This window comes from Methylacidimicrobium sp. AP8 (assembly GCF_903064525.1).
GTDB lineage: Bacteria > Verrucomicrobiota > Verrucomicrobiia > Methylacidiphilales > Methylacidiphilaceae > Methylacidimicrobium.
In genome coordinates this window covers 770,275-796,040 of the sequence record NZ_LR797830.1, presented here as the reverse complement: position 1 = coordinate 796,040, position 25,766 = coordinate 770,275, and the positions used below count along the sequence as shown (strand labels likewise).

Sequence of the window (25,766 nt, the reverse complement as noted above, 5' to 3'; positions counted from 1 at the left end):
GATGACCCGACTCCTGCTCGAATGCGCCCGAGGCGTACTTCTTTCCCTCTGGTTGACTGCCGCCGTGGCCGTTGCAGAGGACAAACCATCCGCTCCCCTCTCTCCCGAGGCCCAAGCCTTGATCCAAAAGCTCACCACCTTGCGGATGCCCGCAACCTTTTCTTTTTTGCAGACGGTCGACCCGCAGCTCTTTGCCGAAACCCTTCAGACTCCCGAAGGACGGTGGGCGATGGATCAGGCCTACCGCTGGTCGACTCCGCACACCGATAGGCATACCGAAGAGGGGAAATTCGTTGTCCGCACAGAGATCCGCAAGCTGGAGCGAAAGCTCGCCACCCTTCCCATTCCGATCCTCGATGCGCTCTTGAGGCTTCGAGGACAAAGCGAAAAGGATGTCCCCCCGCAATTTTCGGATCTCCCTGAGGAAGAGCGGGAGCAGATTCTCGATACCGAGGAAGCCGCATGGGACGCCTGGTGGCTCGCGCATCTGACTCCGGAGCAGCGGGAGGCCACCTATGAGCTTCAGGATTTACAGTACGCGCAAGCGATTCGTGCCAACCAGCTGCCCGAAAGCCAATACGACGAGGAGAATGCCAGGGAACTAAAAGAAGATTACGAGCTCTTCACCCGCTGGGGGCCGGAAAAGCTCCATCAGGTCCTCGAGAACTGGTGGTCGGCAAAGGAGTTCCTCGGGGTTTTGCAATACGTTTGGGAGCAAGAAGGTGGTGTACCTATAGCGGATAAACCTGCTTGGAAGCTTTCCGCGATGCCCAGCTGGTTTTGGGAAGAGATCGCCCAATTTGCCAAAGGACCCAATCTCGAGCGCGCCATCGCCCTTTTTCCTCCGGTCCGGCCGATCGCTATCACCCTTTCCCCACAAAGTCAGGTGCTCTGTGCACTCAACGACCTTGCCCGGGCCCTGCATGATCAGAAAATGCACGATGCCGTCTACACGCTTACCAAGCAGATCTACGCTGCGGCGGGCTTCTCCGGACATTCGGGTGATTGAAAGGGGTGAGGCAGCGATGTTGCCCTTGGCGTGGGAGGAGCCCAAGACGATGACCCGACTCCTGCTCGAATGCGCCCGAGGCGTACTTCTTTCCCTCTGGTTGACTGCCGCCGTGGCCGTTGCAGAGGACAAACCATCCGCTCCACTCTCTCCCGAGGCCCAAGCCTTGATCCAAAAGCTCACCACCTTGCGGATGCCTGCAACCTTTTCTTTTTTGCAGACGGTCGACCCGCAGCTCTTTGCCGAAACCCTTCAGACTCCCGAAGGACAGTGGGCGATGGCTCTCAGGCCTACCGCTGGTCGACTCCGCACACCGATAGGCATACCGAAGAGGGGAAATTCGTTGTCCGCACAGAGATCCGCAAGCTGGAGCGAAAGCTCGCCACCCTTCCCATTCCGATCCTCGATGCGCTCTTGAGGCTCAGGGGAACCCCTGCACCGGAAGGACTTCTCCACCTCACTGGGGAAGAAGGGGAGCAGATTCTCGATACCGAGGAAACCGCATGGGACGCCTGGTGGCTCGCGCATCTGACTCCGGAGCAGCGGGAGGCCACCTATGAGCTTCAGGATTTACAGAACGCGCAAGCGATTCGTGCCCGACAGCTGCCCGAAAGCCAATACGACGAGGAGAATGCCAGGGAACTAAAAGAAGATTACGAGCTCTTCACCCGCTGGGGTCCGGAAAAGCTCCATCAGGTCCTCGAGAACTGGTGGTCGGCAAAGGAGTTCCTCGGGGTTTTGCGATACGTTTGGGAGGGGGAAGGTGGTGAACTTTTGCCGATTTCCGGAAAACTTCCCTGGAAGCTTTCCGCGATGCCCAGCTGGTTTTGGGAAGAGATCGCCCAATTTGCCAAAGGACCCAATCTCGAGCGCGCCATCGCCCTTTTTCCTCCGGTCCGGCCGATCGCTATCGCCGGTTCCCCACAAAGTCTGGTGCTCTGTGCACTCAACGACCTTGCCCGGGCCTTGCATGATCAGAAAATGCACGATGCCGTCTACACGCTTACCAAGCAGATCTGCGCTGCGGCGGGCTTCTCCGGACATTCGGGTGATTGAAAGGGGGTTCCGCAGCGACGTTGCCCTTGGCGTGGGAGGAGCCCAAGACGATGACCCGACTCCTGCTCGAATGCGCCCGAGGCGTACTTCTTTCCCTCTGGTTGACTGCCGCCGTGGCCGTTGCAGAGGACAAACCATCCGCTCCCCTCTCTCCCGAGGCCCAAGCCTTGATCCAAAAGCTCACCACCTTGCGGATGCCCGCAACCTTTTCTTTTTTGCAGACGGTCGACCCGCAGCTCTTTGCCGAAACCCTTCAGACTCCCGAAGGACGGTGGGCGATGGATCAGGCCTACCGCTGGTCGACTCCGCACACCGATAGGCATACCGAAGAGGGGAAATTCGTTGTCCGCACAGAGATCCGCAAGCTGGAGCGAAAGCTCGCCACCCTTCCCATTCCGATCCTCGATGCGCTCTTGAGGCTTCGAGGACAAAGCCAAAAGGATGTCCCCCCGCAATTTTTGGATCTCCCTGACGAAGAACAGGAGCAGATTCTCGATACCGAGGAAGCCGCATGGGACGCCTGGTGGCTCGCGCATCTGACTCCGGAGCAGCGGGAGGCCACCTATGAGCTTCAGGATTTACAGAACGCGCAAGCGATTCGTGCCCGACAGCTGCCCGAAAGCCAATACGACGAGGAGAATGCCAGGGAACTAAAAGAAGATTACGAGCTCTTCACCCGCTGGGGGCCGGAAAAGCTCCATCAGGTCCTCGAGAACTGGTGGTCGGCAAAGGAGTTCCTCGGGGTTTTACGAGACATTTGGTTCGCAGAAGGTGGTGCACCTTTAGCGGATAAACCTGCTTGGAAGCTTTCCGCGATGCCCAGCTGGTTTTGGGAAGAGATCGCCCAATTTGCCAAAGGACCCAATCTCGAGCCCGCCATCGCCATTTTTCCTCCGGTCCGGCCGATCGCTATCGCCTTTTCCCCACAAAGTGAGGTGCTCTATGCACTCAACGACCTTGCCCGGGCCCTGCATGATCAGAAAATGCACGATGCCGTCTACACGCTTACCAAGCAGATCTACGCTGCGGCGGGCTTCTCCGGACATTCGGGTGATTGAAAGGGGTGAGGCAGCGACGTTGCCCTTGGCGTGGGAGGAGCCCAAGACGATGACCCGACTCCTGCTCGAATGCGCCCGAGGCGTACTTCTTTCCCTCTGGTTGACTGCCGCCGTGGCCGTTGCAGAGGACAAACCATCCGCTCCCCTCTCTCCCGAGGCCCAAGCCTTGATCCAAAAGCTCACCACCTTGCGGATGCCCGCAACCTTCTCTTTTTTGCAGACGGTCGACCCGCAGCTCTTTGCCGAAACCCTTCAGACTCCCGAAGGACGGTGGGCGATGGCTCAGGCCTACCGCTGGTCGACTCCGCACACCGATAGGCATACCGAAGAGGGGAAATTCGTTGTCCGCACAGAGATCCGCAAGCTGGAGCGAAAGCTCGCCACCCTTCCCATTCCGATCCTCGATGCGCTCTTGAGGCTCAGGGGAACCCCTGCACCGGAAGGACTTCTCCACCTCACTGGGGAAGAAGGGGAGCAGATTCTCGATACCGAGGAAACCGCATGGGACGCCTGGTGGCTCGCGCATCTGACTCCGGAGCAGCGGGAGGCCACCTATGAGCTTCAGGATTTACAGAACGCGCAAGCGATTCGTGCCCGACAGCTGCCCGAAAGCCAATACGACGAGGAGAATGCCAGGGAACTAAAAGAAGATTACGAGCTCTTCACCCTGAAGTTTCTTCGATTTTGCGGACAGGGGCTTTGGGGGTTAGAAAGGAAAACTCCAAATAAACAACGGAAAGAGCAGCAGCAAGTTCGCGCGGCGTTATGACCGCGAGTGTAAAGAGAATGCGGTGGCCCTGGTGCGAGGGGGGCGTTCGATTCACGAGGTAGCTCGCGATCTGGGCGTTTCCCATTGGTCGCTGAATCTGTGGGTCAAGGAAGCCCAAGGCGGTCGGGCTTTCAGCGATCCCAAGACGTTGGCGGCCGAATCGCCCGAGCAGCGCGAGCTGCGGAGGTTGCGCCAGGGAAACGACTATCTGCGCCCTCAGCGCGACATTTTACAAAAAGCATTGGGCATCTTGTCGGCCGAGATGCCTGCCAGCGATATGCGGTGATGCAAAAAATGACCAAAGATTATTGCCTCACCGAATTGGCCGAAGCTCTGGAGGTTTCCCGGAGCGGCTTCCATGCTCACCGGCACAAGGACCGGGGAAGCCGTCGGCAACGGGACAAGCAACTGCTTGCGGCCATCCATTCAGTTTTCCTGGAAAGCCGGAGAACCTATGGCAGCCCGCGCATCACCTGGGCACTGCGTAAGGCCGGAGAGCCTTGCGGCAAAAATCGGGTGGCCCGCTTAATGCGGGAGCTCGGTCTGCGCGCGAAACAAAAACGCCGCTTCCGCCCCCAAACCACCGATAGCGCCCATCGCCTTCCGGTCGCCGACAACTGGCTGGCCCGGATGCCCGCGCCGGATCGCCCCAACCAGATCTGGATCGGTGACATCACCTCCATCCTCACCGCCGAGGGCTGGCTTTCTCTTTCCGCCATCCTCGATGGTGGTTCCCGCCGGTCTGTCGGCTGGCATGCCGAGGACTCGCTCTCTACCTCTTTGGTGACAAGAGCCTGGAAGAAGGCCTGGAAAAGCCGGCGCCCCGACCCAGGGCTCTTGCACCATTCCGATCGCGGCGTCCAGTATGCCAGCGGAGAGTTCAACGCGCTACTGCACTCCTGCGGTGCCGTCGCCTCCATGAGCCGCAAGGGACAGTGTTATGACAATGCCATAATGGAATCCTTCTGGGCCACGCTCAAAACCGAGTGCTTCGGCTCCTTCCTCCCGAAAACAAAACAAGAGGCCAAGATCATGATCTTCGATTACATCGAATGCTTCTACAACCGCCGCCGCCTTCATAGCGGCCTCCATTACCAATCCCCGCTGGACTTCGAAAATAATCTCGCTAACCTAAACAACTAAACCCTCCGAAGCCCCGTCCACGTTTTCGAAGAAAGATCAGACCAATCTCCTCAGGTAGCTTGCCCCGATCCGCTTCCTCTCTCCGGTCCGCTTCCTCCGCCTTCTTCAAGAGATCTGCCACATCCGCCCGCAAAAGCTCCACCAGTTCTCCGGCCCGCTCGTAGGTCACATTCCGATGCTTGCTCGCGTTGGCCCGAATCTTGGTCCCGTCGACACTCACCACCCCGACCTTCAAAAGCTTCATCTCCCGGGCCAACTCCAAGACCTTCAAAAAGCAGTCCGCCACCGCAGCAAAGTTCTCCCGCCGAAACCGGCACATCGTGTCGTGATCCGGATGGGTCTTCGCACAAAGATAACGCACCGCCACGTCCCGCCGCGTCGCCGCCTCAATCCTCCGACTCGAAAAGATTCCGTTGGCGTAGCAATAAATCAAAAGCGAGAGCATCATCGACGGCGGATACTGTGCGTCCCCAGTCCCGCGTACGTTCACCCGAAAGCCCCGCAGATCCATCCTCTCCACCGCCTCGATGACAAAATGCACCAAGTCGTTCTCCTCCACCCAATCCCGCAGGTCCTCGGGCAAAAGCATCGGCGTCATCCGATCCACCGTCACAAATCGTTCAGCCATGCCCGCTTTTACCATATTCCAGAAGGAAAAGGAAAGTCCGACAGGCTGCTAGCCGGCGGGACGCCGGCCCCGGAAGAGGGGCTGCGCTCCCATGGCGGCGAGCAGGAAGACCAGGTGGGTCAGCACGATCGTGGGTCCCGTAGCCAGATCGAGATAGAAGGAGAGGATGACTCCGCCCACCGATCCGAGGAACCCGACGGCCGTCGCGAGCAAGAGCAGGAGCCGGAGATTGGGGGCGACCAGCCGGGCCGCCGCCGCCGGCACGACGAGCAGCGCGCTTACCAGGAGCGCTCCCAGCAGCTTGAGGGCGACGGCGACCACCGCGGCGACCAAGAAGACCAAGGTCCGGTTGAGCCGGCGGACCGGGATTCCGTCGGCCGCGGCGAGATCCTCGTCCACAAGAATCAGGAGAAGCTCCCGCAGCCGCCTCCGAATGATCCACGCCCCGCTGCCGGCCACCGCGCCGAGCACCGCCACGTCGCTCCACGAGTTCGCATTGATGTCGCCGAAGAGGGTCTGCTCGAGAAAGCCGTAGCGGCCGAGCTTCCCCAGGACCAGCACCCCGAAAGCCACGCTCCCCGTGAAGCAGAACGCCATCACGGTGTCGGGACGCCAGCGCGCGCTTTCAAAAAGCGCATTCATCATCCAAGCCGCAGCCAGGCACCAGAGGACTAGGAGCCCGGAGGAGAGGCCGAGGGGCAGCTTGAGCCCGAGCCAGAGCTCGGCCGCGCCCGCGCCGAGCAGCCCAAAGGCGACACCGATGATCGCCATGTGAGCCAGCGCGTCGCTGAAAAAGGCCATCCCGCGGGCCGTCAAGAAGACGCCCAGGAAACCGCAGACCGGTCCGGCCAGCGCGGCCGCGGCCAGCGACCGGCGCAGGAAATCATAGGAGAGAAAATCAAGCGGCCCCATCCGCTTCCTTTTCTTCTTCTTCGGTCAGCCCCAACCGGGGTGGGGGAAGCGCCGGTAGGCGTCCGCCAGCCGCTCCGCGCGCAAGACTTCCTGCGGCGGGCCCTCCGCGAGGATCCTCCGATTGAGAAAATAGACCCAATCCGCAATGTGGTGAACCAGTTGCAGATCATGGGAAACCAGCAGGATGCCCAGCCCGTCGCGATCCCGAAGCCGGTGCAGCAGCGCATCGAACGCCGCCGCCCCCAACAGGTCGACTCCGGTCGCCGGCTCATCCAGAAGAAGGAGCTGCGGCCTCTTGGCCAGCGCCGCCGCCACCAGCACCCGTTGCAGCTCTCCTCCGGAAAGTTCCCCGAGGCGTCGGCCGAGCAGGCCAAAGACTCCCAGTTCGTCCAGACCTTCGATCCGCTCCCCTCCCCAGCCGCCGGAACCGAAGAGCGGGCGGCCGAGCCGCAGCGAGAAGAATTCACCGACGGTAATCGGTAGGAGCCGGTCGAACGCCAGCTTCTGCGGCAGATAGCCGAGGCGGAGGCCGGGGGCCTTTTCCAAGCTCCCTGCGCGCGGGGGCAGGATGCCGGCCAGGCAACGCAGCAAAGCGGTCTTCCCCGCCCCGTTGGGCCCGATAAGCGACACGATCTCCCGGCCGAACACCTCGAGAGAAACCCCTTCGAAAGCGGCCTCGTCTCCGTATCCGGCGGACAGGCCGCGCGTCCGCAGCAGGAGCGGCCGGCCCGCGGAATGCCGCCTCGGCGCCCCGGTTCGGTCAGCCTCCCGCTCGGTTCCCCGATCCCTTTCCATGATCCTCCTGCGGCAGCGGGCGGGACCCCGCTTGGAAAGCACGCACCAGGCTCAACCGGTTGCTCTCCGCCGCGCGCTCGTAGAGATCGGCGCGCAAGGCGCCGCTTTCCATCGAATCGAGGGGGACGATCGGGATCCCCGTGTCCCGCGAAAGGCTCCGAAGCTCCGGGCTGACCCGGTTGACTTCGCTGAAAAGAGCGGGCACCCGTTCACGGACGATCGCCGCCATGGTCCACGCAAGAAGCTTGGGAGAAAGGCCCGCGTGCCCGCGCGCGTCGAGGAAGGCGATCACCTCGATTCCGTAGCGGTCCGCGAGGTAGGCGAACGCCTGGTGATCGCACACCATCTTCTTTCCGGGCAGAGGCTCCAGCGAGCGCCGGTATCGGTCGTCGATCCGCCGCAGCGCCGCCAGCAGCCTTTCGGCGCCCGCTTGATACTCGGAAGCCTTCGGCGGGTTGCGGCGGCAGAGCTCCTGCGCGATCGTTTCCACCTCGGTCTGCGCGCGCCGCGGGTCGAGCCAGACGTGGGGATTGGCGGGAGCTCCTCCGGGCCGCTCCCAACCGGCGGATGCGCCCGGGGGCACCCACTCGGGCAGCGGAAGGATCCCCGCAGCGGCGTCGATCACCTTCGACCGCTCCACCTTGGACAGCGCCGCTTCCAAGAAGCTCTCCAGACCGAGCCCGTTTCGTATGACGACGTCGGCGTCGAGAAGACGCCGCATGTCCCCCGGGCTCAGCACATAGTCGTGGGGCTCGACATTAGGCGGCAGCAGGTTGGACAGCTCCACCGCCTCGCCGGCGATGTTCTGCACAAAGCAGTAGAGCGGGGCGATTGTGGTGACCACCCGCAGCGGCCGGACCGGCGGAGCCGGACTCGACCAGCCAAGAAAGGCGGTCAGGCTCCAGGCGAGAAGCACGACGAAAGCCGGCTTGGCTCCCCCAGGTTGATATCGACTCTTCATTGTCTCCAAGATGCCGCGCCTTCGAAGCGATGCCAGCCGAAAGGTAAAAAAAAAGGGGCCTTTCTCGCTGCGGCCCCTACCATCGCCGCTTCCCGAAGAGGCGGATCGCCTCTCCGGGAACGGCCCCTCTCTTCCGGATCAGTTCCGGAAGAGGAAAACTACTGGTTCTTCAGCCAACGATGGAACTCGGTCCAATCGTCTAGGTTGTTCAAATTGACCGCGTCCGGAATCGATCCGTCGTCGGGAAGCCCCGCCGCCGACAGGATCGAACGCCGGGTCTCCGCATCATGGATGTAGCCGAGAACAGCGCAGTTATGCTTGATGATGGTCGCCTTCTCGATCTTCCCGCCCTTCTTCTTCAGGATCCAGGCCTCGAACTGCGTGTAGCTCGGACACTCGCTGCGCAGATAGTTGAGGGTCTCTGTCTCGTCCAAGCCCAACGCATCGAGGGTCATCTTGTCGAAGCCCTTTCCGCAGTCGGGATATCCGTCCGCCAGCATTCCTTTGGCCGCGAGAACGACTTTCAGCCAAAACCGGGGCAGATGGAGGACTCCGAGCGGACCCGCCACGCCCGAACTGATCAACGGTACTAGTTTCATTAGCGACTTATCTCCTTGTTGCTAGATTTCCCAGCGGGCTCTTTTCGAGCCTTTTGCTTCCACCGGGGGATGACGAAGCCCACGCCGAAGGCCGCTGCCGTCGCCTTTCAGCGTCTCTCGCTCTCCCGCCCCCGCGCTCCTCACCGAGCCGGGCAAGGCCTACCATAACCGGAGCGAACCGGCTGACAAGAACAAACGCAGCCGTCGCCACTCTGGCGTGGCCCCCTCACCGGCCGCCGCCTCCCCCCCACGGGCCAACGGCCGCGAAATCCGGCGCTACGGAGCGAAGAAGGGATTGTGCTCCCGCTCCTCGCCGACGCTGGTCAGCGGGCCGTGGCCCGGGCAGATCACGGTATCCGGCGGGAGGGTGAGGATCTTCTCCTTGTTGTTCCGCAAGGCATCGGCATAGGAAAGATTCCCCCCGCCCATCGAGCCGGCGAAGAGCGAATCACCGACGATCGCCAAGGGCACCGCCGCTCCGTCGATCAAGTAGGTGATGCCTCCCGGGGAGTGGCCGCTTGTCAGCAGAGTCCGAATCGAAAGCGACCCGACCCGGAACTCCGCCCCCGCCGCAAAGGGCTCCGCTCCCGGGATCGGCTCCCGATCGCCCACGTAGGCCCGCGCTCCCGTCTCCTTCTTGAGCCGGTCCAAGGCGGCGATGTGGTCCGGATGGGTATGCGTCAGGAAAATCGCCCGAACCCGCAACCCCTGCTTCCGGATCGTATCGAGCATCTCCTGGCAGTCGCCCCCGGTGTCGAACGCCGCCGCCTCCCGGCTTTGCCGATCCCAAACCAGATACGCGTTGACCATCATATCCGACCAGGAAGTGTGAAAGGCCGAAAAGCCCGGAATCGGCTCCCGCTCGCGCGGCCGGTACTCCCCCCTCGCCAAGGCGACCAGGGAATTCTCCCCCAGGCGCAAGACACGGGCCAGCCGGCGAATCACCTCCTCGTCGCACTCCCCGCTCTTGGCCCGGCGCACGGCGTCCAGGGAGACTCCCGCCGCCTGGGAGAGCGCCTGGTCCGTAAAGCCGAGCCCGCGCGCGGCCTTCCCGATCACATCGGCAAATCCGTCTTCCAAGGGGATCACTGCCCCATTTAAACCGAACCGCACTCCGGCCGCAAGGTGCCGCGCGTCCGCCGCTAGCGGCCCGCTCCCAGCAGTTCCCCGGCCAGCAGCGGCACCACCGCCCCACTCTCGGTCCGCAACAGTAGGAGCCCGTCCTCGTCCAACCCCAGGGCATGGCCTTCGAGGATCTTCTCCCCCTGGCGGACCCGCACGATCTTTCCCAGGCTTTCGCACCGCCACTCCCAGAGCCGCCGGATCTCCGCGAAATCCCCCTGGTATCGGGCCGCGATCCGCCGGAGAATGGCCGCCAGGATCTCGACCCGGCGGAAGCGGTGCCCCATCTCGATCCAGAGGGAGGAGGCCCGGGAGCGGATCTCTTCGGAAAAGCTCTCGGGCTCCTGGGCCACGTTGAGCCCGATGCCGATGACTCCTCCCCGCACCCGCCCTCCTTCGGCCGCCACCTCGGTCAAGATGCCACCAAGCTTGCCCCGAGACCCCATCAGGTCGTTGGGCCACTTGATCTTCAGGGAGAAGCCGGCGACCTCCTCGACGGCCTCCACGGCGGCCAGGGTCGTGAGAATCGTCAGCCGGTGCACTTGCGGGAAACGGAGAGCGGGCCGGAGCAGGAGGCTTGCGTAAATCCCGCCTGTCGAATCCGACTCCCAACGCCGGCCCAGGCGGCCCCGGCCGCGGCTCTGCCGGTTCGCCGCGACGACCAGCCCCTCGGGAGCACCGGCCGCCTCTTGGCGCAAGAGGATATCGTTGGTCGACTCGACCCGGTCGTGCACCACGGGGGACCAGGCGATCCGGGCACCGCCCTCGTTGGCTCGCGCCAACAGCTCCTCGGCGGACAAGAGGTCGGGAAGCGGCAATGCAAGCCGCCACCGGCCCTCTTCCGCGGCCTCCAGGGGGAAACCGATCTTCCGGAGGGAAGAAACCGCCTCCTCCACCTGGGCGGGACTCAGGCCGCTCTCCGAGGCCAGCGCCTGGCCGGAGCGGGCACGCCCGGGGGAGAGCAAGAAGGCCCGCAGCAGACGCGCGCGCAGATCGAGCCGGTCGGAGGACATCGCATCGAGGCTTCCCGCCGGAAAACGGCGGCTAGACCCGCACGAGCTCCTCCTCCGGGCAGCGGAGGAGCGAGCCGAACCGGTGGCGGCGGTACAAGGTGAGCGCGACGTTCCGGTTGATCCGCACGCACTCCTTGATCGCCTCGGGATCCTTTTCGCAAAAGAGCACGGTCTTCCAGGAATCGATATGCTTGGGCTTGTGGAAGTCGCTGTTGGCAATAAAGGGGAGCCTCTTGAGTCCGATCGGAGCGAAGAGGTCGTCCCGATTGGCGATCTCCCACGCGTCGAGCAGCGGAGCGAACTGCTTCTGGTTCTCCCAAAGATAGAGGGTGTTCGGACCCCACACGCTCTGGAACTTATGGGGATGGGAAGCCACGGAAAGGCCTCCCTGCGCGCGGATCTCCGCGATGATCTCCGGCAAGGGCAGGCTCGGATCGATCGGGCCCCGGAGATCGACGCCCAGGAGATGGGCCGAGCTCTTCGCCCGGTATCCGTCCTTGTTGAACTCGAGGCCCGCGAAGAGAATCATCCGGTACTTGCGCCACGCCCTCTCCCTTTCCCTTCGGAGGACGTCGAAATATTCTTCGACTCGATCGGGAGAGAGCACCAGGCCCGTGAGCTGGCAGACCCGCCCGAGGAACCGGGTCCGGTCGACGATATGGTCGGTGATGCAGATGCAATCGAAGCCCCGCTGCCCGTAGAAATCGACGATCTCTCCTACGGAGAGGCGGCCGTCCGAATAGGTGGTGTGGATGTGGAAATCGCAAAGAAGCACCTGAGCCGCTTTGCCCGAGTCCGGGACTCCGTCGGCCGCAACCCCCAGATCGCGCAGCGTGCGCGAAAACCCGGGCAGGTTGGCCGGCGCGACGTTCTCGATGGCCGCCCGTTCCAGGACGAACCGTGCGATCTGGATCGAGGCATCCGGTCGGCTGATGCCGCCGAGCGCCGACCGAATCCGCTTCCAGAGCCTTCCCTGATCGGCGAAGAGCTCCTCGAGGGCTTGCAGGATCTGGCGGGGCTTTTCTGCGTAGAGGGCGGCTCCCCGCCGGCGGAGCAGGTCGAAATTGCCTTCCTCCTGTCCCGGGACGACCTGCGTGACCACCATCGGGCAGCGCGCCGCCACCGCTTCCTGGACGGTCGCTCCTCCCGCCTTGCTGATGAGGACATGATGCGTCAGAAGCAGCTCCGGAATCTTGTCGGTCCAGCCGAGGACCCGGATCTTCTCCTCGGCCCCCTTGACCAGCCTGCGAACCTCCTCGAGGAGAGCCAGGTCGCGGCCGACGACCACCGTGGCGCACCATCGGGGATGGTGGAGCAGGAGCCGGATGATCTTGGTGGCCTTCTTCTTTCCCGAGTTGATGATGTAGAGGATCCGCGGATCCCCCTCGAGCTCGTCGGCCAAGCCGATCTCCTGGGCTTCCAGGAAATCGAGATGCACCGGGAAACCGAACACCTGGATGCGCGACTCCTCCACTCCGGCGGCGCGCAGCGTCACCGCCGTCTCCTCGTTGGGGACCACAAAGACATCGCTCGGGCCCCGGTACCAGAACGAGTTGATGGTGATCGAATCGGTGACGACCGTGATGTGAAAGAAGTTCTTGCGCCTGCCGTCCCGGAAGATCTCGTCGATCAAATAGTTGTAGATGGGATAGGTGCAGACGACCGCGTCGGGCTGCACCTCGCGCAGGAGCCAGTCGAGGGACCGTTGCATCCGGGCGAGGGCCGAGATGCCGTCTTCGAGGACCGTCGTTCGATCGAAGAAAGAGTAGATCCCCTTCCACAGGAGGGGTGTTCGGTTGATGGCAGCCAGATACGCCTGCCGGAGCATCCCGTTGAACCGGCCGTAGCAGGATTCGAAGAGATCGACGATCTCGACGTGCGCTTCCTCGGGAGCGATCGACTCGATGGCCTCTTGAATGTTGCGCGCGGCCGTGTTGTGGCCTTCTCCGAATCCGGCCGTGAAAATCAGGATCCGCTTCACAGAGGTTTGCCGGCAAACTTATAGCACGCTCTTTTCCTCTTGACCATGGAGAAGAAGCGCCTGGTAACCCCGGCGAGGGCGGGAGGGATCATCGGAAAGCATGGAGAAAAAGCGGGGAAGCGGTTAGGATATCCCCTGACGGAAATGAATGCGGAATCGCCGGAAGGGCTTCGCGCCCGGCTCCCTTCCCATCGCGGCCGTTACGGGATCGACGGGGGATGGGGTAGCGTCCGCGGCCTTCTCCTGCCGGCGGGAGCCGGAATCCTGCTCCTCGGCCTCTCCCTCTTGCCCGGCGTCGCCAAGCCCCTCTTCCAGCGCCTCCTCGAGCTGGTCGGCGGAGCGGCGTTGCTGCAGATGCCTCTGCGCTTCTTCTACTCGACGATGCGGGGCAAGTTTTTCGTCTGGGCGGAGCTTCTCTCCACCCTCCCGTTGCGCGGCAAGGAGCGGGCCCTGGAAATGGGATGCGGCCGAGCCGCCGTGCTCGCCATGCTGGGCAAGCGGCTGCCCGAGGGGCGCGCGGTCGGCATCGAACTCTGGCGAACCGAAGACCAGAGCGAAAACTCCTTCGAATCGGCCCGGGCCAACCTGGTCGCGGAAGGGGTGGCGGATCGTTGCGAGCTCCACACGGGGGACATCCGGGCGCTGCCCTCTCCGGATGCTTCCTTCGATCTGGTCGTCCGCAAGCTTGCCATCCACAACATCCCCGACTGGGACGGCCGCAAACAGGCGATCGGGGAAGCCGTGCGGGTCCTCAAGCCGGGCGGGCGGCTTCTGATCGCCGACATCCACCGGACCGAGGAATACCTCCAGCGCCTTGAGGAAGCCGGGATGCTCCATGTCCGCCTCCGGCCTTTGGGCTGGCGGTTCGGATGCGGCTTTCTCGGAGTGACTTAAGGATGAACCTGGAGACCGCTTCCCTGACCGCTCGGGGAGGAAGAGCGAAGAACGAAGACGCGTGCAGCTGGACGGCCGCCCGCGGCCTGGCCGCCTGGGTCGTGGCGGACGGCCTGGGGGAGCAATGGGCCGGGGAGATCGCCTCGCGGCTCGCCGTCGAGTACTTTATTGTCGCCTTTTGGCACCGGCCTTCCCTTGCCGCCAATGCTCTCCGCGAGTACGTCGCCGGAACGGACGGAGCCCTCAAGGAGTGGCAGGAGAAACGGTGGAACGTCGTCCGGATGGGATCCACGATCGTTGCCGCTGTCTCCGACGGGCGCCGGCTCCGATCCGTCCACCTCGGCGATTCCCGATTCTACTGGTTCCGAGACAACAAGGTCCTGCTCCATTCGAAGGATCACAGCGTCCCGCAGTCCCTCTGCGAGGCCGGAATCATCGGCCCGGAAGAGATCCGTTCCCATCCCCACCGCGACATTCTCCTGCTCGGCCTGGGCGGTTCGCAGACTCCGGAGCCGACCGTCTCCCCGGAAGGCGAGCTGAGGGCGGGCGACGCCCTCCTGCTTTGCACCGACGGGTTCTGGAGGTCGCTCACCGAAGCCGACATGGAGCGGGAGCTCACCCGGACGGCGGGCGCCTCGGAATGGCTCGGGCGGATGGAAACTCTCCGCCGGGAAAACGCGCGCTCCCTACGCGACGACGACAACTACACCGCAATCGCGGTCCGGGTCGGGGAGGATTAGCGCTTCCGCTTTCCCAAGGCTTGCCGCCTCAAGGCGCCGGGGCATAAGCTACCGCACCGCGCCTGGGACCGGCCCGTCTCTGGAAACGGGCAGAGACCCTGGCGGTCGAAAGGAATCGAGGAGCGGCCGACCGACGATCTTCTTTGCCCTCCTAACCCGCCCCCGAAATCCGCCGGCTTCTTGGCCCCAATGACACCGCCCGCCGGCAAAGTTGCCGCGTCGCTCCGGACCGAATCGAAGGAGCTGCCGCCGCCCCGCTCCCGAAAGGAGACCGTGCTGCTCGCGGTAACCGGCATCTCTGCCGCGGTCGTAACCGAAACCCTCTGGGCCTTGGCGCTGGAACGACCGCCCGTGGTTCCCGACCGGATCTGCCTGCTCATCACTACCGCCGGAGAGCGCAGCGCGGAGGAAGAGCTTCTCTCTCCCTCTCCGGCGCTGGGCGGTCGGACGGTCTGGGAAGCGCTCCGGGAAAGCCTCCTTCCCGAGCAAGCAGCCAGCGATCCGGTGCTCATGCCGAGCGCCTGTGGGTTCAGAGCCATGCCAAGGTGGGCCTCCTTTCCGAACGGCTCGTGGTGTCCGCCTCCCCGGCGGGCGACGGCAAGGTCGCGGTCTTGCGCGAAATCCCGATCATGGATCTGGATAGGCTCACCATCGAGGAGAGCGTGTCGATCAGCTCCGCCGCTCTGGCCGAGCCTCTCCGCCGCGGGATCCCCATCAACATCCTCGGCGCAAACGGCCGATTTCTGGGGAGCTTTCTTCCGGCGCAGAACGACCACGGCCAATGGCGGCTCCGGCAGTATGCCCGGACCCTCGATTCCGCCTTCGCCCTGGCCATCGCCCGGCGCCTGATCAGCGCCAAGATTTACAACCAGCGCCGCTTGATCCAGCGATTGGCGGCCAACCGCGGCTCCGATGCGGCCCCGGCGCTGCATCTGCTCGAGGGCCTTCTCGTCCAGGCGGGCCGAGCCACGACCATCGCCGAACTCCGCGGCTTGGAGGGAGCCTCCACGGCGCGCTACTTCGAAGCGTGGGCGAACTTCTTGCCTCCCGAGTTCCCCTTTGCACAAAGGTCGAGGAGAGCCCCAGGTCGCGGCCGACGACCACCGTGGCGCGCCATCGGGGATGGTGGAGCAGGAGCCGGATGATCTTGGTAGCCTTCTTCTTTCCCGAGTTGATGATGTAGAGGATCCGCGGATCCCCCTCGAGCTCGTCGGCCAAGCCGATCTCCTGGCCTTCCGGGAAATCGAGATGCACCGGGAACCCGGACACCTGGATGCGCGATTCCTCCACTCCGGCGGCGCGCAGCGTCACCGCCGTCCAGAGGACCGCGTCGGGCTGCACCTCGCGCAGGAGCCAGTCGAGGGACCGTTGCATCCGGGCGAGGGCCGAGATGCCGTCTTCGAGGACCGTCGTTCGATCGAAGAAAGAGTAGATCCCCTTCCACAGGAGGGGTGTTCGGTTGATGGCAGCCAGATACGCCTGCCGGAGCACCCCGTGGAACCGCCCGTAGCAGGATTCGAAGAGATCGACGATCTCGACGTGCGCTTCCTCGGAAGCGATCGACTCGATGGCCTCTTTGAATGTTGCGCGCGGCCGTGTTGTGGCTTTCTCCGAATCCGGCCGTAAAAATCAGGATCCGCTTCACAGAGGGGTGCCGGCAAACTTATAGCACGCTCTTCCCCTCTTAAGCATGGAGAAGAAGAGCCTGGTAACCCCGGCGAGGGCGGGAGGGATCATCGGAAACCATGGAGAAAAAGCGGGGAAGCGGTTACGATATCCCCTCACGGAAATGAATGCGGAATCGCCGGAAGGGCTTCGCGCCCGGCTCGCTTCCCATCGCGGCCGTTACGGGATCGACGGGGGATGGGGTAGCGTCCGCGGCCTTCTCCTGCCGGCGGGAGCCGGAATCCTGCTCCTCGGCCTCTCCCTCTTGCCCGGCGTCGCCAAGCCCCTCTTCCAACGCCTCCTCGAGCTGGTCGGCGGAGCGGCGTTGCTGCAGATGCCTCTGAGCTTCTTCTACTCGACGATGCGGGGCAAGTTTTTCGTCTGGGCGGAGCTTCTCTCCGCCCTCCCGTTGCGCGGCAACGAGCGGGCCCTGGAAATGGGATGCGGCCGCGGCGCCGTGCTCGCCATGCTGGGCAAGCGGCTGCCCGAGGGGCGCGCGGTCGGCATCGATCTCTGGCGAACCGAAGACCAGAGCGGAAACTCCCTCGAATCGGCCCGGGCCAACCTGGTCGCGGAAGGGGTGGCGGATCGTTGCGAGCTCCACACGGGGGACATCCGGGCGCTGCCCTTTCCGGACGCTTCCTTCGATCTGGTCGTCAGCAACCTCGCCATCCACAACATCCCCGACTGGGACGGCCGCAAACAGGCGATCGGGGAAGCCGTGCGGGTCCTCAAGCCGGGCGGGCGGCTTCTGATCGCCGACATCCACCGGACCGAGGAATACGTCCAGTGCCTTGAGGAAGCCGGGATGCTCCATGTCCGCCTCCGGCCCTTGGGCTGGCGGTTCGCATACGGCTTCCTCGGGGTGACGCCGCGGCTGGTTGCGGCGGAGAAGCCGGCCGAGGGGGAGCCTCCGTCCGAAAGCGGCCCTGCGGGCTTGGGATGAACCTGGAGACCGCTTCCCTGACCGGTCGGGGAGGACGAGCGAAGAACGAAGACGCGTGCGGCTGGACGGCTGCCGGCGGCCTGACCGCCTGGGTCGTGGCGGACGGCCTGGGGGGGCAAGAGGCCGGGGAGATCGCCTCCCGGCTCGCCGTCGAGGGCTTTCTTGCCGCCTTCCGGTCCCGGCCTTCCCTTGCCGCCGAAGACCTCCGCGGGTACGTCGCCCGAGCGGACGGAGCCCTCAAGGAGTGGCAGGCGGAGCAGCGGACCTCCTTGCGGATGGGATCGACGATCGTCGCCGCCGTCTCCGACGGGCGCCGGCTCCGATCCGTCCACCTCGGCGACTCTCGATTCTATTGGTTCCGAGACAACAAGGTCCTGCTCCATTCGAAGGATCACAGCGTCCCGCAGTCCCTCTGCGAGGCCGGAATCATCGGCCCGGAAGAGATCCGTTCCCATCCCTACCGCGGCATCCTCCTGCTCAGCCTGGGCGCTCCGCAGACTCCGGAGCCGACCGTTTCCCCGGAAGGCGAGCTGAGGGCGGGCGACGCCCTCCTGCTTTGCACCGACGGGTTCTGGAGGCCGCTCACCGAAGCCGACATGGAGCGGGAGCTCGCCCGGACAGCGGGCGCCTCGGAATGGCTCGGGCGGATGGAAACTCTCCGCCGGGAAAACGCGCGCTCCCTGCGCGACGACGACAACTACACCGCAATCGCGGTCCGGGTCGGGGAGGATTAGCCGCCATATCTCACCGATAGCGGGCATAGCGGAGGGCAAAAAAGTTGGCAAAAGGGCATAGGAAAGGCCGTCTTTCCCTGGTATAAGTGCGTTAAGAAGACGTTACTACAACCAGAAAAAAGAAACGGCCTTCCATGACAGAGTGTAGCCAAGAGACTTTTGCGTTTACAGATCATTTTTCGCGAGGGGTGGAAGCGGGATTTACCGCGGGTCGGATCTCCAGCGATGGGGGCGCAATTCTGTTGCGGGAAGCGGATCGGAAGATCGGTTTGTTACGACGGTTAGAGGGTTGCTTCGTGGATCGACGCCATCCGAAACGCATTGTGCATCGGGTACGGGAGATGCTTGCCCAGCGCATCTTCGGGATTGCGATGGGCTACGAAGACCTCAACGACCATGAGCAGTTGCGGACCGATCCGTTGGTTTTGCTCTCCTGAGCGGGAAAAGCGATCTGGAAGAGGATCTGGCGGGCAAGAGCACGCTCAACCGGCTGGAACTGGTGGGTCGAAGCGAGCGCTACCACAAGATCGACTGCTCGGCCGAAGCGATTGACCGTCTTCTGGTCGATCTCTACCTCCAATCGCATCCCCAGCCCCCTGAGGAGGTGGTGCTCGATCTGGATGCGACCGACATCCCCCTTTACGGACATCAGCCGGAGCGCTTCTTCCATGGTTACTACGACTCCTACTGCTATTTGCCGCTCTACATCTTTGCTGGCGATCAACTCCTTGGCGTCCGGCTTCGGCCATCGAACCAGGATGCGTCGGCGGGCTCCCTTACGGAGGTGAGCCGGATCGTGGAACAACTCCGTACCCGTTGGCCCGGAGTCCGGATCGTGCTCCGGGCCGATTCGGGCTTCTGCCGGGAAGAGATCATGGCTTGGTGCGAAGCCAATCAAGTCGACTACCTCTTCGGCTTGGCCCGCAACGAGCGCTTGTGCCGGACCATTCAGGGGTCGATGGAGCAAGCCCGTCGTCTGCACGAGTCGAGTGGCAAGCCGGCCCGCTTCTTTACCGAGTTTGCCTACCGCACCTTGAGCAGCTGGTCGAGGGAGCGCCGGGTGGTCGCCAAAGCCGAGTACCTGGAAAGAGGGGAGAATCCGCGCTTTGTCGTGACCTCTCTCTCCACCGAGGAGTGGCCCGCCCAAAACCTTTACGAAAAGCTCTACTGTGCTCGTGGCGACATGGAGAATCGGATTAAGGAACAACTCTACCTCTTTGCCGACCGGCTCTCGACCGCGCAAATGGCCAGCAACCAACTTCGCCTCTACTTCTCGGCTCTCGCTTACACGCTGGTGGAAGCGCTGCGACGGCTCGGTCTGCGAGGAACGGACTGGGCCGAGGCCCAGGTCGACACCCTCCGGATCAAGCTCTTTAAGATCGGCACGCTGGTCAGCGTCAGCGTCCGCCGCGTCTTCCTCTGGATGAGCAGCGCCTATCCTTGGAAGAGCCTCTTTACCCACGTCTTCCGAGTGCTGCGTTGCTGAGCATCTGCCAAAACCGCAGATCTGTTCCTTCGGCAAAGCCTACGACCAGGCGGAGCCTTGCTCCACAACCGGCTTTTTGCGCTTTGCAGTGCTCGCCTTAAGGCAAATCGAATGAAAATCTTGCTCGATCCCGCCTCACGAAGAGCTCTGCGCGGGCGGAACTGCTCGCAAGCGACTCAACCGGCACCTCTCTCGCCCGAAAGCTCGTACTGGTGAGAAATGGGGGATAGGGCCGGGAGGGAGTGAAGCCCGCAGGCCTGCGCCGCTGGGAGAAGGAGCGGAGCAGATGATGGTTCAAAAACTCCCTCCCGTTGTCGCAATCAAAGCCCGGGATCGGGAAAGGCAGCTCGCCTTCGATCCGGCGTGTCTTCTCGACGATCTCGGTCGCTCCCTTGTTCCGGACGGCTCGGGAAGCGGTCCAGCCCGAATAGATAAGATATCGGTGTAGCTGACCGTCCAGAGGAAGTCCCCAGCCAAGCTCTGCCCGCAATGGGCCACGGTGTCCGCTTCCAGATAACCGGGCTCGGGGGCATCCCAACGGTCGGTTCGCACCGGAAATCTTGAGCAGACTGCCCGGTTTGGTCCCGCAAAGGCGCTTGGGAATCACGCAGCGGATGGGAGCCAAAAGCCGGTCGATGGTCGCAAGAGTCATCTCGCAAAGGTCCCGCTCCACCCGCTTGGGCAGCCTCCCAAAGCGCTACCGATAGTAGGGAAGCCACAGGGGCATCGCCGCCGCTAAGCGCTTCCCGCACATCTGCTCTCCCGCCTGCCGGATCGTCTTTGAGCGGCTCCAGGACCTCTTCTCCGTACCGAGCGGGCCTCCCTCTGCTTTCTTCCTCGGCCTTCGGTGCCCGCTTGCCGGGCAAAAGCTTGATCGGATGCTTGCGCGAGTAGCCCCACTGCTCGCAGAACTCATCAAGCATCCGCTCCTTCCTCCCCCGCCGGGCGTATCGCTCACGCATCCGCCCAAGCACCTCTTCCGCAACCTCTTGACTCATCTTCATGACCTCCGTGGTTTTTCGGTGTCATTTTTTATGAGTCAATGCGAGGGCGGGAGGGATCATCGGAAACCATGGAGAAAAAGCGGGGAAGCGGTTAGGATATCCCCTGACGGAAATGAATGCGGAATCGCCGGAAGGGCTTCGCGCCCGGCTCGCTTCCCATCGCGGCCGTTACGGGATCGACGGGGGATGGGGTAGCGTCCGCGGCCTTCTCCTGCCGGCGGGAGCCGGAATCCTGCTCCTCGGCCTCTCCCTCTTGCCCGGCGTCGCCAAGCCCCTCTTCCAGCGCCTCCTCGAGCTGGTCGGCGGAGCGGCGTTGCTGCAGATGCCTCTGCGCTTCTTCTACTCGACGATGCGGGGCAAGTTTTTCTTCTGGGCGAAGCTTCTCTCCGCCCTCCCGTTGCGCGGCAAGGAGCGGGCCCTGGAAATGGGATGCGGCCGCGGCGCCGTGCTCGCCATGCTGGGCAAGCGGCTGCCCGAGGGGCGCGCGGTCGGCATCGAGCTCTGGCGAACCGAAGACCAGACCGGAAACTCCCTCGAATCGGCCCGGGACAACCTGGTCGCGGAAGGGGTGGCGGATCGTTGCGAGCTCCACACGGGGGACATCCGGGCGCTGCCCTTTCCGGACGCTTCCTTCGATCTGGTCGTCCGCAAGCTTGCCATCCATAACATCCCCGACTGGGACGGCCGCAAACAGGCAATCGGGGAAGCCGTGCGGGTCCTCAAGCCGGGCGGGCGGCTTCTGATCGCCGACATCCACCGGACCGAGGAATACCTCCAGCGCCTTGAGGAAGCCGGGATGCTCCATGTCCGCCTCCGGCCTTTGGGCTGGCGGTTCGGATGCGGCTTTCTCGGAGTGACTTAGGATGAACCTGGAGACCGCTTCCCTGACCGCTCGGGGAGGAAGAGCGAAGAACGAAGACGCGTGCGGCTGGACGGCCGTCGGCGGTCTGACCGCCTGGGTCGTGGCGGACGGCCTGGGGGAGCAATGGGCCGGGGAGATCGCCTCGCGGCTCGCCGTCCAGTCCTTTATTTTCGCCTTTTGGCACGGGCCTTCCCTTGCCGCCGAAGACCTCCGCGAGTACGTCGCCCGAGCGGACGGAGACCTCAAGGAGTGGCAGGCGGAGCAGCGGACCGCCTTGCGGATGGGATCGACAATCGTCGCCGCCGTCTCCCACGGGCGCTGGCTCCGATCCGTCCACCTCGGCGATTCCCGATTCTACTGGTTCCGAGACAACAAAGTCCTGCTCCATTCGAAGGATCACAGCGTCCCGCAGTCCCTCTGCGAGGCCGGAATCATCGGCCCGGAAGAGATCCGTTCCCATCCCCACCGCGACATTCTCCTGCTCGGCCTGGGCGGTTCGCAGACTCCGGAGCCGACCGTCTCCCCGGAAGGCGAGCTGAGGGCGGGCGACGCCCTCCTGCTTTGCACCGACGGGTTCTGGAGGTCGCTCACCGAAGCCGACATGGAGCGGGAGCTCGCCCGGACGGCGGGCGCCTCGGAATGGCTCGGGCGGATGGAAACTCTCCGCCGGGAAAACGCGCGCTCCCTGCGCGACGACGACAACTACACCGCAATCGCGGTCCGGGTCGGGGAGGATTAGCGCTTCCGCTTTCCTAAGGCTTGCCGCCTCAAGGCGCCGGGGCGTAAGCTACCGCACCGCGCCCGGGACCGGCCCGTCTCCGGAAACGGGCAGAGACCCTGGCGGTCGAAAGGAACCGAGGAGCGACTGACCGACGATCTTCGTTGCCCGCCCAACCCCGCCCCCGAAATCCGCCGGCGGAGGAACCCGCCGGCTCTTGCCCCCAATGACACCGCCCGCCGGCAAAGTTGCCGCGTCGCTCCGGACCGAATCGAAGGAGCTGCCGCCGCCCCCCTCCCGAAAGGAGACCGTGCTGCTCGCGGTAACCGGCATCTCTCCCGCGGTCGTAACCGAAACCCTCTGGGCCTTGGCGCAGGAACGACCGCCCGTGGTTCCCGACCGGATCTGCCTGCTCACCACTACCGCCGGAAAGCGCAGCGCGGAGGAGGAGCTTCTCTCTCCCTCTCCGGCGCTGGGCGGTCGGACGGTCTGGGAAGCGCTCCGGGAAAGCCTCCTTGGCGATCGCGCGCCATCGGATTGCCGGTTGATGCTCGAGCCGATCCGCATCCTCGGCTCGCCGGCCCCCTCGGAAGGGAGGCGCCGGCCGCTGGACGACATCCGCACCGCCGCGGCCAACGAGCACATCGCCGATGCGCTGCTCGAGGAGGTCCGGCAGTTCACCGAAAATCCCGACACCGTCCTGATCGCCTCGATCGCCGGCGGGAGGAAGACGATGAGCGTCCTGCTCTATGCCTGCCTTTCCCTCCTCGGGAGGCCGCAGGACCGGGTGACCCACGTGCTGGTGAACCCGCCTTTCGATGATCCGTGCCTCTCTCCCCGATTCTATTTCCCGACCCGGCCCGCGCTCCGGCACCATTGCCCGGGCCGCGGATCGCGCAAAGCCCGGACAGTCTCCTCGGATGCGGCGCGCATCGCGCTGGCGGACATCCCTTTTGTTCCCCTCCGCCTCCTGTTTCCCCGGCAAATCGGCTCTTTCCCCGGCCGCTTCACGAGCTTGGTCCGATCTTGCTCGGAAGAGGTTCGCTCTCTGGCGCAAAAACCCTCTGTCTCCCTCGGGGAGGAGGCCCCTATCCTTCTGGTCAACGGGATCTCCGTTCCGCTTTCCGGCCGGGAGCACGCCCTCTATAGCTTCCTCCTCGAACGCCACCGGCAGCAAAAGCCGCCCTTCCCCGCCCAAAAGAACGCCTTGGAAGATCTGGACGCGTTCCTGCGCCGATGGGCCGAGCGGTGGCCGCCCGAGTCCTTTCAGCACCGTGCGGCGGAGGAATGGCGGGAGCCGACCGAAGAGGACCTGCGCAAGCTGCTAAGCAGCATCAAAGGCAAGCTGATGGCAGCCGGCCTCGTCGCGGAGCTCAGCCATCTTCTCCCCCGGCGCGGCGCTTTCGGCATCGACGTTTGCTCTCCCAACAAGCAGAGGCCGCCGGGCGCCCGGTGACGGCCCGACCGCGCAAGGCGGCTCCGACGTCCGGGGACGTTCCGGAAGCGGAGACAGGCCCCCCCGATGCGGTAGGTTGGATCCGGGCGGCGCCGGGAATCCTCCCCGCCTTCCCGAGCAAGCAGCCAGCGATCCGGTGCCCATGCCGAGCGCCTGTGTGGTTCAGAGCCATGCCAAGGTGGGCCTCCTTTCCGAACGGCTCGTGGTGTCCGCCTCCCCGGCGGGCGACGGCAAGGTCGAGGTCTTGCGCGAAATCCCGATCATGGATCTGGATAGGCTCACCATCGAGGAGACCGTGTCGATTAGCTCCCCCGCCCTGGCCGAGCTTCTCCGCCGTGGGATCCCCATCAACATCCTCGGCGCAAACGGCCGATTTCTGGGGAGCTTTCTTCCGGCGCAGAACGACCACGGCCAATGGCGGCTTCGGCAGTATGCCCGGACCCTCGATTCCGCCTTCGCCCTGGCCATCGCCCGGCGCCTGATCAGCGCCAAGATTTACAACCAGCGCCGCTTGATCCAGCGATTGGCGGCCAACCGCGGCTCCGATGCGGCCCCGGCGCTGCATCTGCTCGAGGGCCTTCTCGTCCAGGCGGGCCGAGCCACGACCATCGCCGAGCTCCGCGGCTTGGAGGGAGCCTCCACGGCGCGCTACTTCGAAGCGTGGGCGAAGTTCTTGCCTCCCGAGTTCCCCTTTGAACGAAGATCGACCCGGCCTCCGGAGAATCCGGTCAACGCGTGCATTTCCTACGGCGCGGTCCTGCTCTACGCCGAAATGGCGAGCTTTCTTCACGCTCACGGCCTGGATCCCGCCCTGGGACTCCTCCATGTCACCGAGGACGGTCGCTGGTCGCTGGCCCTCGACCTGATCGAGCCCTTCCGTCCGGTGCTCGTCGAGGCCCTGGCCCTCGATCTCTTCAGCCACCAGATTCTCAACGCGCACCACTTCGAGGAGCGCAACGGCGGGGTCTTCCTGGCGACCGAAGGAAAGAAAAAATTCCTGCTGCAATACGAGCGGCGCATGGAGCGGCAATTCCTATCGGAAGCCGTCGGATGCCGCACCACGCTCCGAACGGAGCTCGAACGGCAGGCCGGCCACTACAAGGCGGCCCTGGACGCCCCGGAAACCTTCGAGCCCTTTGTCATGAATTAAGGGGATAGGGATGGAAGAGGAGTCGCCGGATCCGGCGCGAAGAGGCGCCATGGAGACCGGATGGTGGGACGAAGCCTTCGCGCCGCTCCCCTACCGGCGTTCGCCTCCCGGAGAAAAGAAGATGCTCACCGTGATCGCCTACGACATCGCCGATCCTCGGCGGCTCGCCCGGGTCTCCCGTATTTGCGAGGATTACGGCATGCGCGTCCAATACAGCGTCTTTGAGTGTTTTCTGGAATCGGAGCAGCTCGACGAGCTCTGGTCCAAGCTGGAAGACGAGCTGAATCCGGAGGAAGATCGGCTCGTCGCCTATCTAATCGATGCCAAATCCGCAAAGAAGACCCGCACCGCGGGCGCGATGGTATGCTCCGAACGGGTCGTCTGCTACCTCGTATGAATCTTCTTCTCCCAGGTCGCGACCCGACCCCGCCCATCCGCGGGCACCTGCCGACCGGAAACGTTTCCAGCTCGGCATCAATGGGCTCTGCATGATTTCCCGTTGCCGCGCGCTCCTTTTTCGACGAAGCTATCTGCCGATCGTCGCTCTCCCGACCTGCCGGGGATTTCAGGGCTTGGCAATCAAGCACTTCTCCAGCCGCGGTCGGGAAAGGATGAGATGCCGAAAGGCAATGGAGACGCGGAAGCCCGCCGCCTTCCCTTCGCGCCCGACGGCTACTGGTCGGGAAAGGATGAGATGCCGAAAGGCAATGGAGACTCCCCGATCTGTTCGGCCTCTTCCAGTTGCCGTCTTGCAAGTCGGGAAAGGATGAGATGCCGAAAGGCAATGGAGACCGCACAAAGTGGGAGTTCACCTCCCGCCACTTTTCGGCGAGTCGGGAAAGGATGAGATGCCGAAAGGCAATGGAGACGTACTCGTTCATGAGAGTTTGTTTAGCACACTCCGGAAGTGCGTCGGGAAAGGATGAGATGCCGAAAGGCAATGGAGACCGCGTCCTCGCCTGCCATTTCATGACCTCCCGCGCCCTGGGTCGGGAAAGGATGAGATGCCGAAAGGCAATGGAGACTGAGCCACTCGACGGCAACCGGATCGGCGCGGACGCATGG

24 protein-coding genes, 1 pseudogene and 1 CRISPR repeat array (1 of these 26 running past the window's edge) are annotated in these 25,766 nt (G+C 63.8%); of the genes and pseudogenes, 17 read left to right on the top strand and 8 right to left on the bottom strand.

Translation table 11 applies throughout. The annotated features are described in order from the left end of the window. Position 1: 1 nt before the first annotated feature. From MTHMO_RS03550 to MTHMO_RS03525, 6 genes are all read left to right on the top strand, one after another. Positions 2 to 1,009 carry a hypothetical protein gene (locus MTHMO_RS03550; protein WP_202213560.1) on the top strand — a complete coding sequence of 336 codons (1,008 nt, stop codon included), beginning with the start codon at positions 2 to 4 and terminating at the stop codon, positions 1,007 to 1,009. 270 nt (positions 1,010 to 1,279) lie between these two features. Next, positions 1,280 to 2,065: a hypothetical protein gene (locus MTHMO_RS03545; protein WP_202213559.1), complete on the top strand. Its 786-nt coding sequence runs from the start codon at positions 1,280 to 1,282 to the stop codon at positions 2,063 to 2,065. A gap of 50 nt (positions 2,066 to 2,115) precedes the next feature. Then, positions 2,116 to 3,123: a hypothetical protein gene (locus MTHMO_RS03540; RefSeq protein ID WP_202213558.1), complete on the top strand. Its 1,008-nt coding sequence runs from the start codon at positions 2,116 to 2,118 to the stop codon at positions 3,121 to 3,123. A gap of 49 nt (positions 3,124 to 3,172) precedes the next feature. Further along, a complete protein-coding gene (locus tag MTHMO_RS03535; protein WP_202213557.1) occupies positions 3,173 to 3,892 on the top strand; it encodes a hypothetical protein in 720 nt (239 codons plus the stop codon). A 22-nt stretch (positions 3,893 to 3,914) separates the two neighbouring features. Further along, positions 3,915 to 4,178, top strand: a complete 264-nt coding sequence (locus MTHMO_RS03530) for a transposase (protein ID WP_202213556.1) — start codon at positions 3,915 to 3,917, stop codon at positions 4,176 to 4,178. Next, on the top strand, positions 4,178 to 5,035 hold the full coding sequence (locus tag MTHMO_RS03525) for an IS3 family transposase (protein WP_237394743.1): 858 nt from the start codon (positions 4,178 to 4,180) through the stop codon (positions 5,033 to 5,035). Before MTHMO_RS03530 ends, MTHMO_RS03525 begins: the two co-directional genes overlap by 1 nt. Here MTHMO_RS03525 and MTHMO_RS03520 read toward each other — a convergent pair. The 8 genes from MTHMO_RS03520 to MTHMO_RS03485 all read right to left on the bottom strand — a co-directional run bounded on the left by MTHMO_RS03520 (position 5,019) and on the right by MTHMO_RS03485 (position 13,046). Then, positions 5,019 to 5,663, bottom strand: a complete 645-nt coding sequence (locus MTHMO_RS03520) for a transposase (protein ID WP_237394742.1) — start codon at positions 5,661 to 5,663, stop codon at positions 5,019 to 5,021. The two genes, MTHMO_RS03525 and MTHMO_RS03520, sit on opposite strands and share 17 nt — an antisense overlap. Before the next feature lie 48 nt (positions 5,664 to 5,711). After that, positions 5,712 to 6,575, bottom strand: coding sequence for a metal ABC transporter permease (locus MTHMO_RS03515; protein ID WP_202213555.1), 864 nt, complete (start codon positions 6,573 to 6,575; stop codon positions 5,712 to 5,714). A gap of 24 nt (positions 6,576 to 6,599) precedes the next feature. Beyond that, the gene (locus tag MTHMO_RS03510) at positions 6,600 to 7,370 is read right to left on the bottom strand and encodes a metal ABC transporter ATP-binding protein (RefSeq protein ID WP_202213554.1); all 771 of its coding nucleotides are present in this window, start codon (positions 7,368 to 7,370) and stop codon (positions 6,600 to 6,602) included. Beyond that, positions 7,336 to 8,331, bottom strand: coding sequence for a metal ABC transporter substrate-binding protein (locus MTHMO_RS03505; RefSeq protein ID WP_202213553.1), 996 nt, complete (start codon positions 8,329 to 8,331; stop codon positions 7,336 to 7,338). The genes MTHMO_RS03510 and MTHMO_RS03505 overlap by 35 nt, the downstream gene beginning before the upstream one ends. A gap of 158 nt (positions 8,332 to 8,489) precedes the next feature. Next, positions 8,490 to 8,930 (bottom strand): DUF5069 domain-containing protein, encoded by a 441-nt coding sequence (locus MTHMO_RS03500; RefSeq protein WP_202213552.1) that lies wholly within the window; start codon positions 8,928 to 8,930, stop codon positions 8,490 to 8,492. Positions 8,931 to 9,206: 276 nt separating this feature from the next. After that, positions 9,207 to 10,019: an MBL fold metallo-hydrolase gene (locus MTHMO_RS03495; protein ID WP_202213551.1), complete on the bottom strand. Its 813-nt coding sequence runs from the start codon at positions 10,017 to 10,019 to the stop codon at positions 9,207 to 9,209. 53 nt (positions 10,020 to 10,072) lie between these two features. After that, on the bottom strand, positions 10,073 to 11,065 hold the full coding sequence (locus MTHMO_RS03490; RefSeq protein WP_202213550.1) for a biotin--[acetyl-CoA-carboxylase] ligase: 993 nt from the start codon (positions 11,063 to 11,065) through the stop codon (positions 10,073 to 10,075). Positions 11,066 to 11,096: 31 nt separating this feature from the next. Further along, positions 11,097 to 13,046 carry a glycosyltransferase gene (locus tag MTHMO_RS03485; RefSeq protein ID WP_202213549.1) on the bottom strand — a complete coding sequence of 650 codons (1,950 nt, stop codon included), beginning with the start codon at positions 13,044 to 13,046 and terminating at the stop codon, positions 11,097 to 11,099. Positions 13,047 to 13,091: 45 nt separating this feature from the next. Here MTHMO_RS03485 and MTHMO_RS03480 point away from each other — a divergent pair, with 45 nt between their 5' ends. The 11 genes and pseudogenes from MTHMO_RS03480 to cas2 all read left to right on the top strand — a co-directional run bounded on the left by MTHMO_RS03480 (position 13,092) and on the right by cas2 (position 25,098). Further along, the gene (locus MTHMO_RS03480) at positions 13,092 to 13,940 is read left to right on the top strand and encodes a class I SAM-dependent methyltransferase (protein WP_237394741.1); all 849 of its coding nucleotides are present in this window, start codon (positions 13,092 to 13,094) and stop codon (positions 13,938 to 13,940) included. A 2-nt stretch (positions 13,941 to 13,942) separates the two neighbouring features. Then, positions 13,943 to 14,680 (top strand): PP2C family serine/threonine-protein phosphatase, encoded by a 738-nt coding sequence (locus tag MTHMO_RS03475; RefSeq protein WP_202213548.1) that lies wholly within the window; start codon positions 13,943 to 13,945, stop codon positions 14,678 to 14,680. 545 nt (positions 14,681 to 15,225) lie between these two features. Then, positions 15,226 to 15,825 carry a CRISPR-associated endonuclease Cas1 gene (cas1, locus tag MTHMO_RS03470; protein WP_202213547.1) on the top strand — a complete coding sequence of 200 codons (600 nt, stop codon included), beginning with the start codon at positions 15,226 to 15,228 and terminating at the stop codon, positions 15,823 to 15,825. A gap of 644 nt (positions 15,826 to 16,469) precedes the next feature. Beyond that, positions 16,470 to 17,291, top strand: a complete 822-nt coding sequence (locus MTHMO_RS03465) for a class I SAM-dependent methyltransferase (protein ID WP_202213546.1) — start codon at positions 16,470 to 16,472, stop codon at positions 17,289 to 17,291. Continuing rightward, on the top strand, positions 17,288 to 18,025 hold the full coding sequence (locus MTHMO_RS03460; protein WP_202213545.1) for a PP2C family serine/threonine-protein phosphatase: 738 nt from the start codon (positions 17,288 to 17,290) through the stop codon (positions 18,023 to 18,025). The genes MTHMO_RS03465 and MTHMO_RS03460 overlap by 4 nt, the downstream gene beginning before the upstream one ends. Before the next feature lie 134 nt (positions 18,026 to 18,159). Next, positions 18,160 to 19,511 (top strand): annotated as a pseudogene (locus tag MTHMO_RS03455) (IS1380 family transposase). A gap of 1,116 nt (positions 19,512 to 20,627) precedes the next feature. Continuing rightward, on the top strand, positions 20,628 to 21,377 hold the full coding sequence (locus MTHMO_RS03450) for a class I SAM-dependent methyltransferase (RefSeq protein WP_202213544.1): 750 nt from the start codon (positions 20,628 to 20,630) through the stop codon (positions 21,375 to 21,377). A gap of 1 nt (position 21,378) precedes the next feature. After that, the gene (locus tag MTHMO_RS03445) at positions 21,379 to 22,116 is read left to right on the top strand and encodes a PP2C family serine/threonine-protein phosphatase (protein WP_202213543.1); all 738 of its coding nucleotides are present in this window, start codon (positions 21,379 to 21,381) and stop codon (positions 22,114 to 22,116) included. A gap of 205 nt (positions 22,117 to 22,321) precedes the next feature. Continuing rightward, positions 22,322 to 23,551, top strand: coding sequence for a CRISPR-associated ring nuclease Csm6 (csm6, locus tag MTHMO_RS03440; RefSeq protein ID WP_202213542.1), 1,230 nt, complete (start codon positions 22,322 to 22,324; stop codon positions 23,549 to 23,551). A 142-nt stretch (positions 23,552 to 23,693) separates the two neighbouring features. Then, entirely contained in the window at positions 23,694 to 24,701 is a 1,008-nt protein-coding gene (cas1, locus tag MTHMO_RS03435) for a CRISPR-associated endonuclease Cas1 (RefSeq protein ID WP_202213541.1), read from the top strand. Positions 24,702 to 24,750: 49 nt separating this feature from the next. Further along, the gene (cas2, locus tag MTHMO_RS03430) at positions 24,751 to 25,098 is read left to right on the top strand and encodes a CRISPR-associated endonuclease Cas2 (protein ID WP_202213540.1); all 348 of its coding nucleotides are present in this window, start codon (positions 24,751 to 24,753) and stop codon (positions 25,096 to 25,098) included. 203 nt (positions 25,099 to 25,301) lie between these two features. Next, positions 25,302 to 25,766: a CRISPR direct-repeat array (repeat unit 37 nt; unit sequence GTCGGGAAAGGATGAGATGCCGAAAGGCAATGGAGAC); it runs 1,647 nt beyond the window's last position.

Coding starts and splice junctions, on each gene's coding strand:
- MTHMO_RS03550 (WP_202213560.1), top strand. CDS start 2: ATGACCCGACTCCTGCTCGAATGCGCCCGAGGCGTACTTCTTTCCCTC.
- MTHMO_RS03540 (WP_202213558.1), top strand. CDS start 2,116: ATGACCCGACTCCTGCTCGAATGCGCCCGAGGCGTACTTCTTTCCCTC.
- MTHMO_RS03535 (WP_202213557.1), top strand. CDS start 3,173: ATGACCCGACTCCTGCTCGAATGCGCCCGAGGCGTACTTCTTTCCCTC.
- MTHMO_RS03525 (WP_237394743.1), top strand. CDS start 4,178: ATGCAAAAAATGACCAAAGATTATTGCCTCACCGAATTGGCCGAAGCT.
- MTHMO_RS03520 (WP_237394742.1), bottom strand. CDS start 5,663: ATGGCTGAACGATTTGTGACGGTGGATCGGATGACGCCGATGCTTTTG.
- MTHMO_RS03515 (WP_202213555.1), bottom strand. CDS start 6,575: ATGGGGCCGCTTGATTTTCTCTCCTATGATTTCCTGCGCCGGTCGCTG.
- MTHMO_RS03510 (WP_202213554.1), bottom strand. CDS start 7,370: ATGGAAAGGGATCGGGGAACCGAGCGGGAGGCTGACCGAACCGGGGCG.
- MTHMO_RS03505 (WP_202213553.1), bottom strand. CDS start 8,331: ATGAAGAGTCGATATCAACCTGGGGGAGCCAAGCCGGCTTTCGTCGTG.
- MTHMO_RS03500 (WP_202213552.1), bottom strand. CDS start 8,930: ATGAAACTAGTACCGTTGATCAGTTCGGGCGTGGCGGGTCCGCTCGGA.
- MTHMO_RS03490 (WP_202213550.1), bottom strand. CDS start 11,065: ATGTCCTCCGACCGGCTCGATCTGCGCGCGCGTCTGCTGCGGGCCTTC.
- MTHMO_RS03480 (WP_237394741.1), top strand. CDS start 13,092: ATGGAGAAGAAGCGCCTGGTAACCCCGGCGAGGGCGGGAGGGATCATC.
- MTHMO_RS03475 (WP_202213548.1), top strand. CDS start 13,943: ATGAACCTGGAGACCGCTTCCCTGACCGCTCGGGGAGGAAGAGCGAAG.
- MTHMO_RS03465 (WP_202213546.1), top strand. CDS start 16,470: ATGAATGCGGAATCGCCGGAAGGGCTTCGCGCCCGGCTCGCTTCCCAT.
- MTHMO_RS03460 (WP_202213545.1), top strand. CDS start 17,288: ATGAACCTGGAGACCGCTTCCCTGACCGGTCGGGGAGGACGAGCGAAG.
- MTHMO_RS03450 (WP_202213544.1), top strand. CDS start 20,628: ATGAATGCGGAATCGCCGGAAGGGCTTCGCGCCCGGCTCGCTTCCCAT.
- MTHMO_RS03445 (WP_202213543.1), top strand. CDS start 21,379: ATGAACCTGGAGACCGCTTCCCTGACCGCTCGGGGAGGAAGAGCGAAG.
- csm6 (WP_202213542.1), top strand. CDS start 22,322: ATGACACCGCCCGCCGGCAAAGTTGCCGCGTCGCTCCGGACCGAATCG.
- cas1 (WP_202213541.1), top strand. CDS start 23,694: ATGCCGAGCGCCTGTGTGGTTCAGAGCCATGCCAAGGTGGGCCTCCTT.
- cas2 (WP_202213540.1), top strand. CDS start 24,751: ATGGAGACCGGATGGTGGGACGAAGCCTTCGCGCCGCTCCCCTACCGG.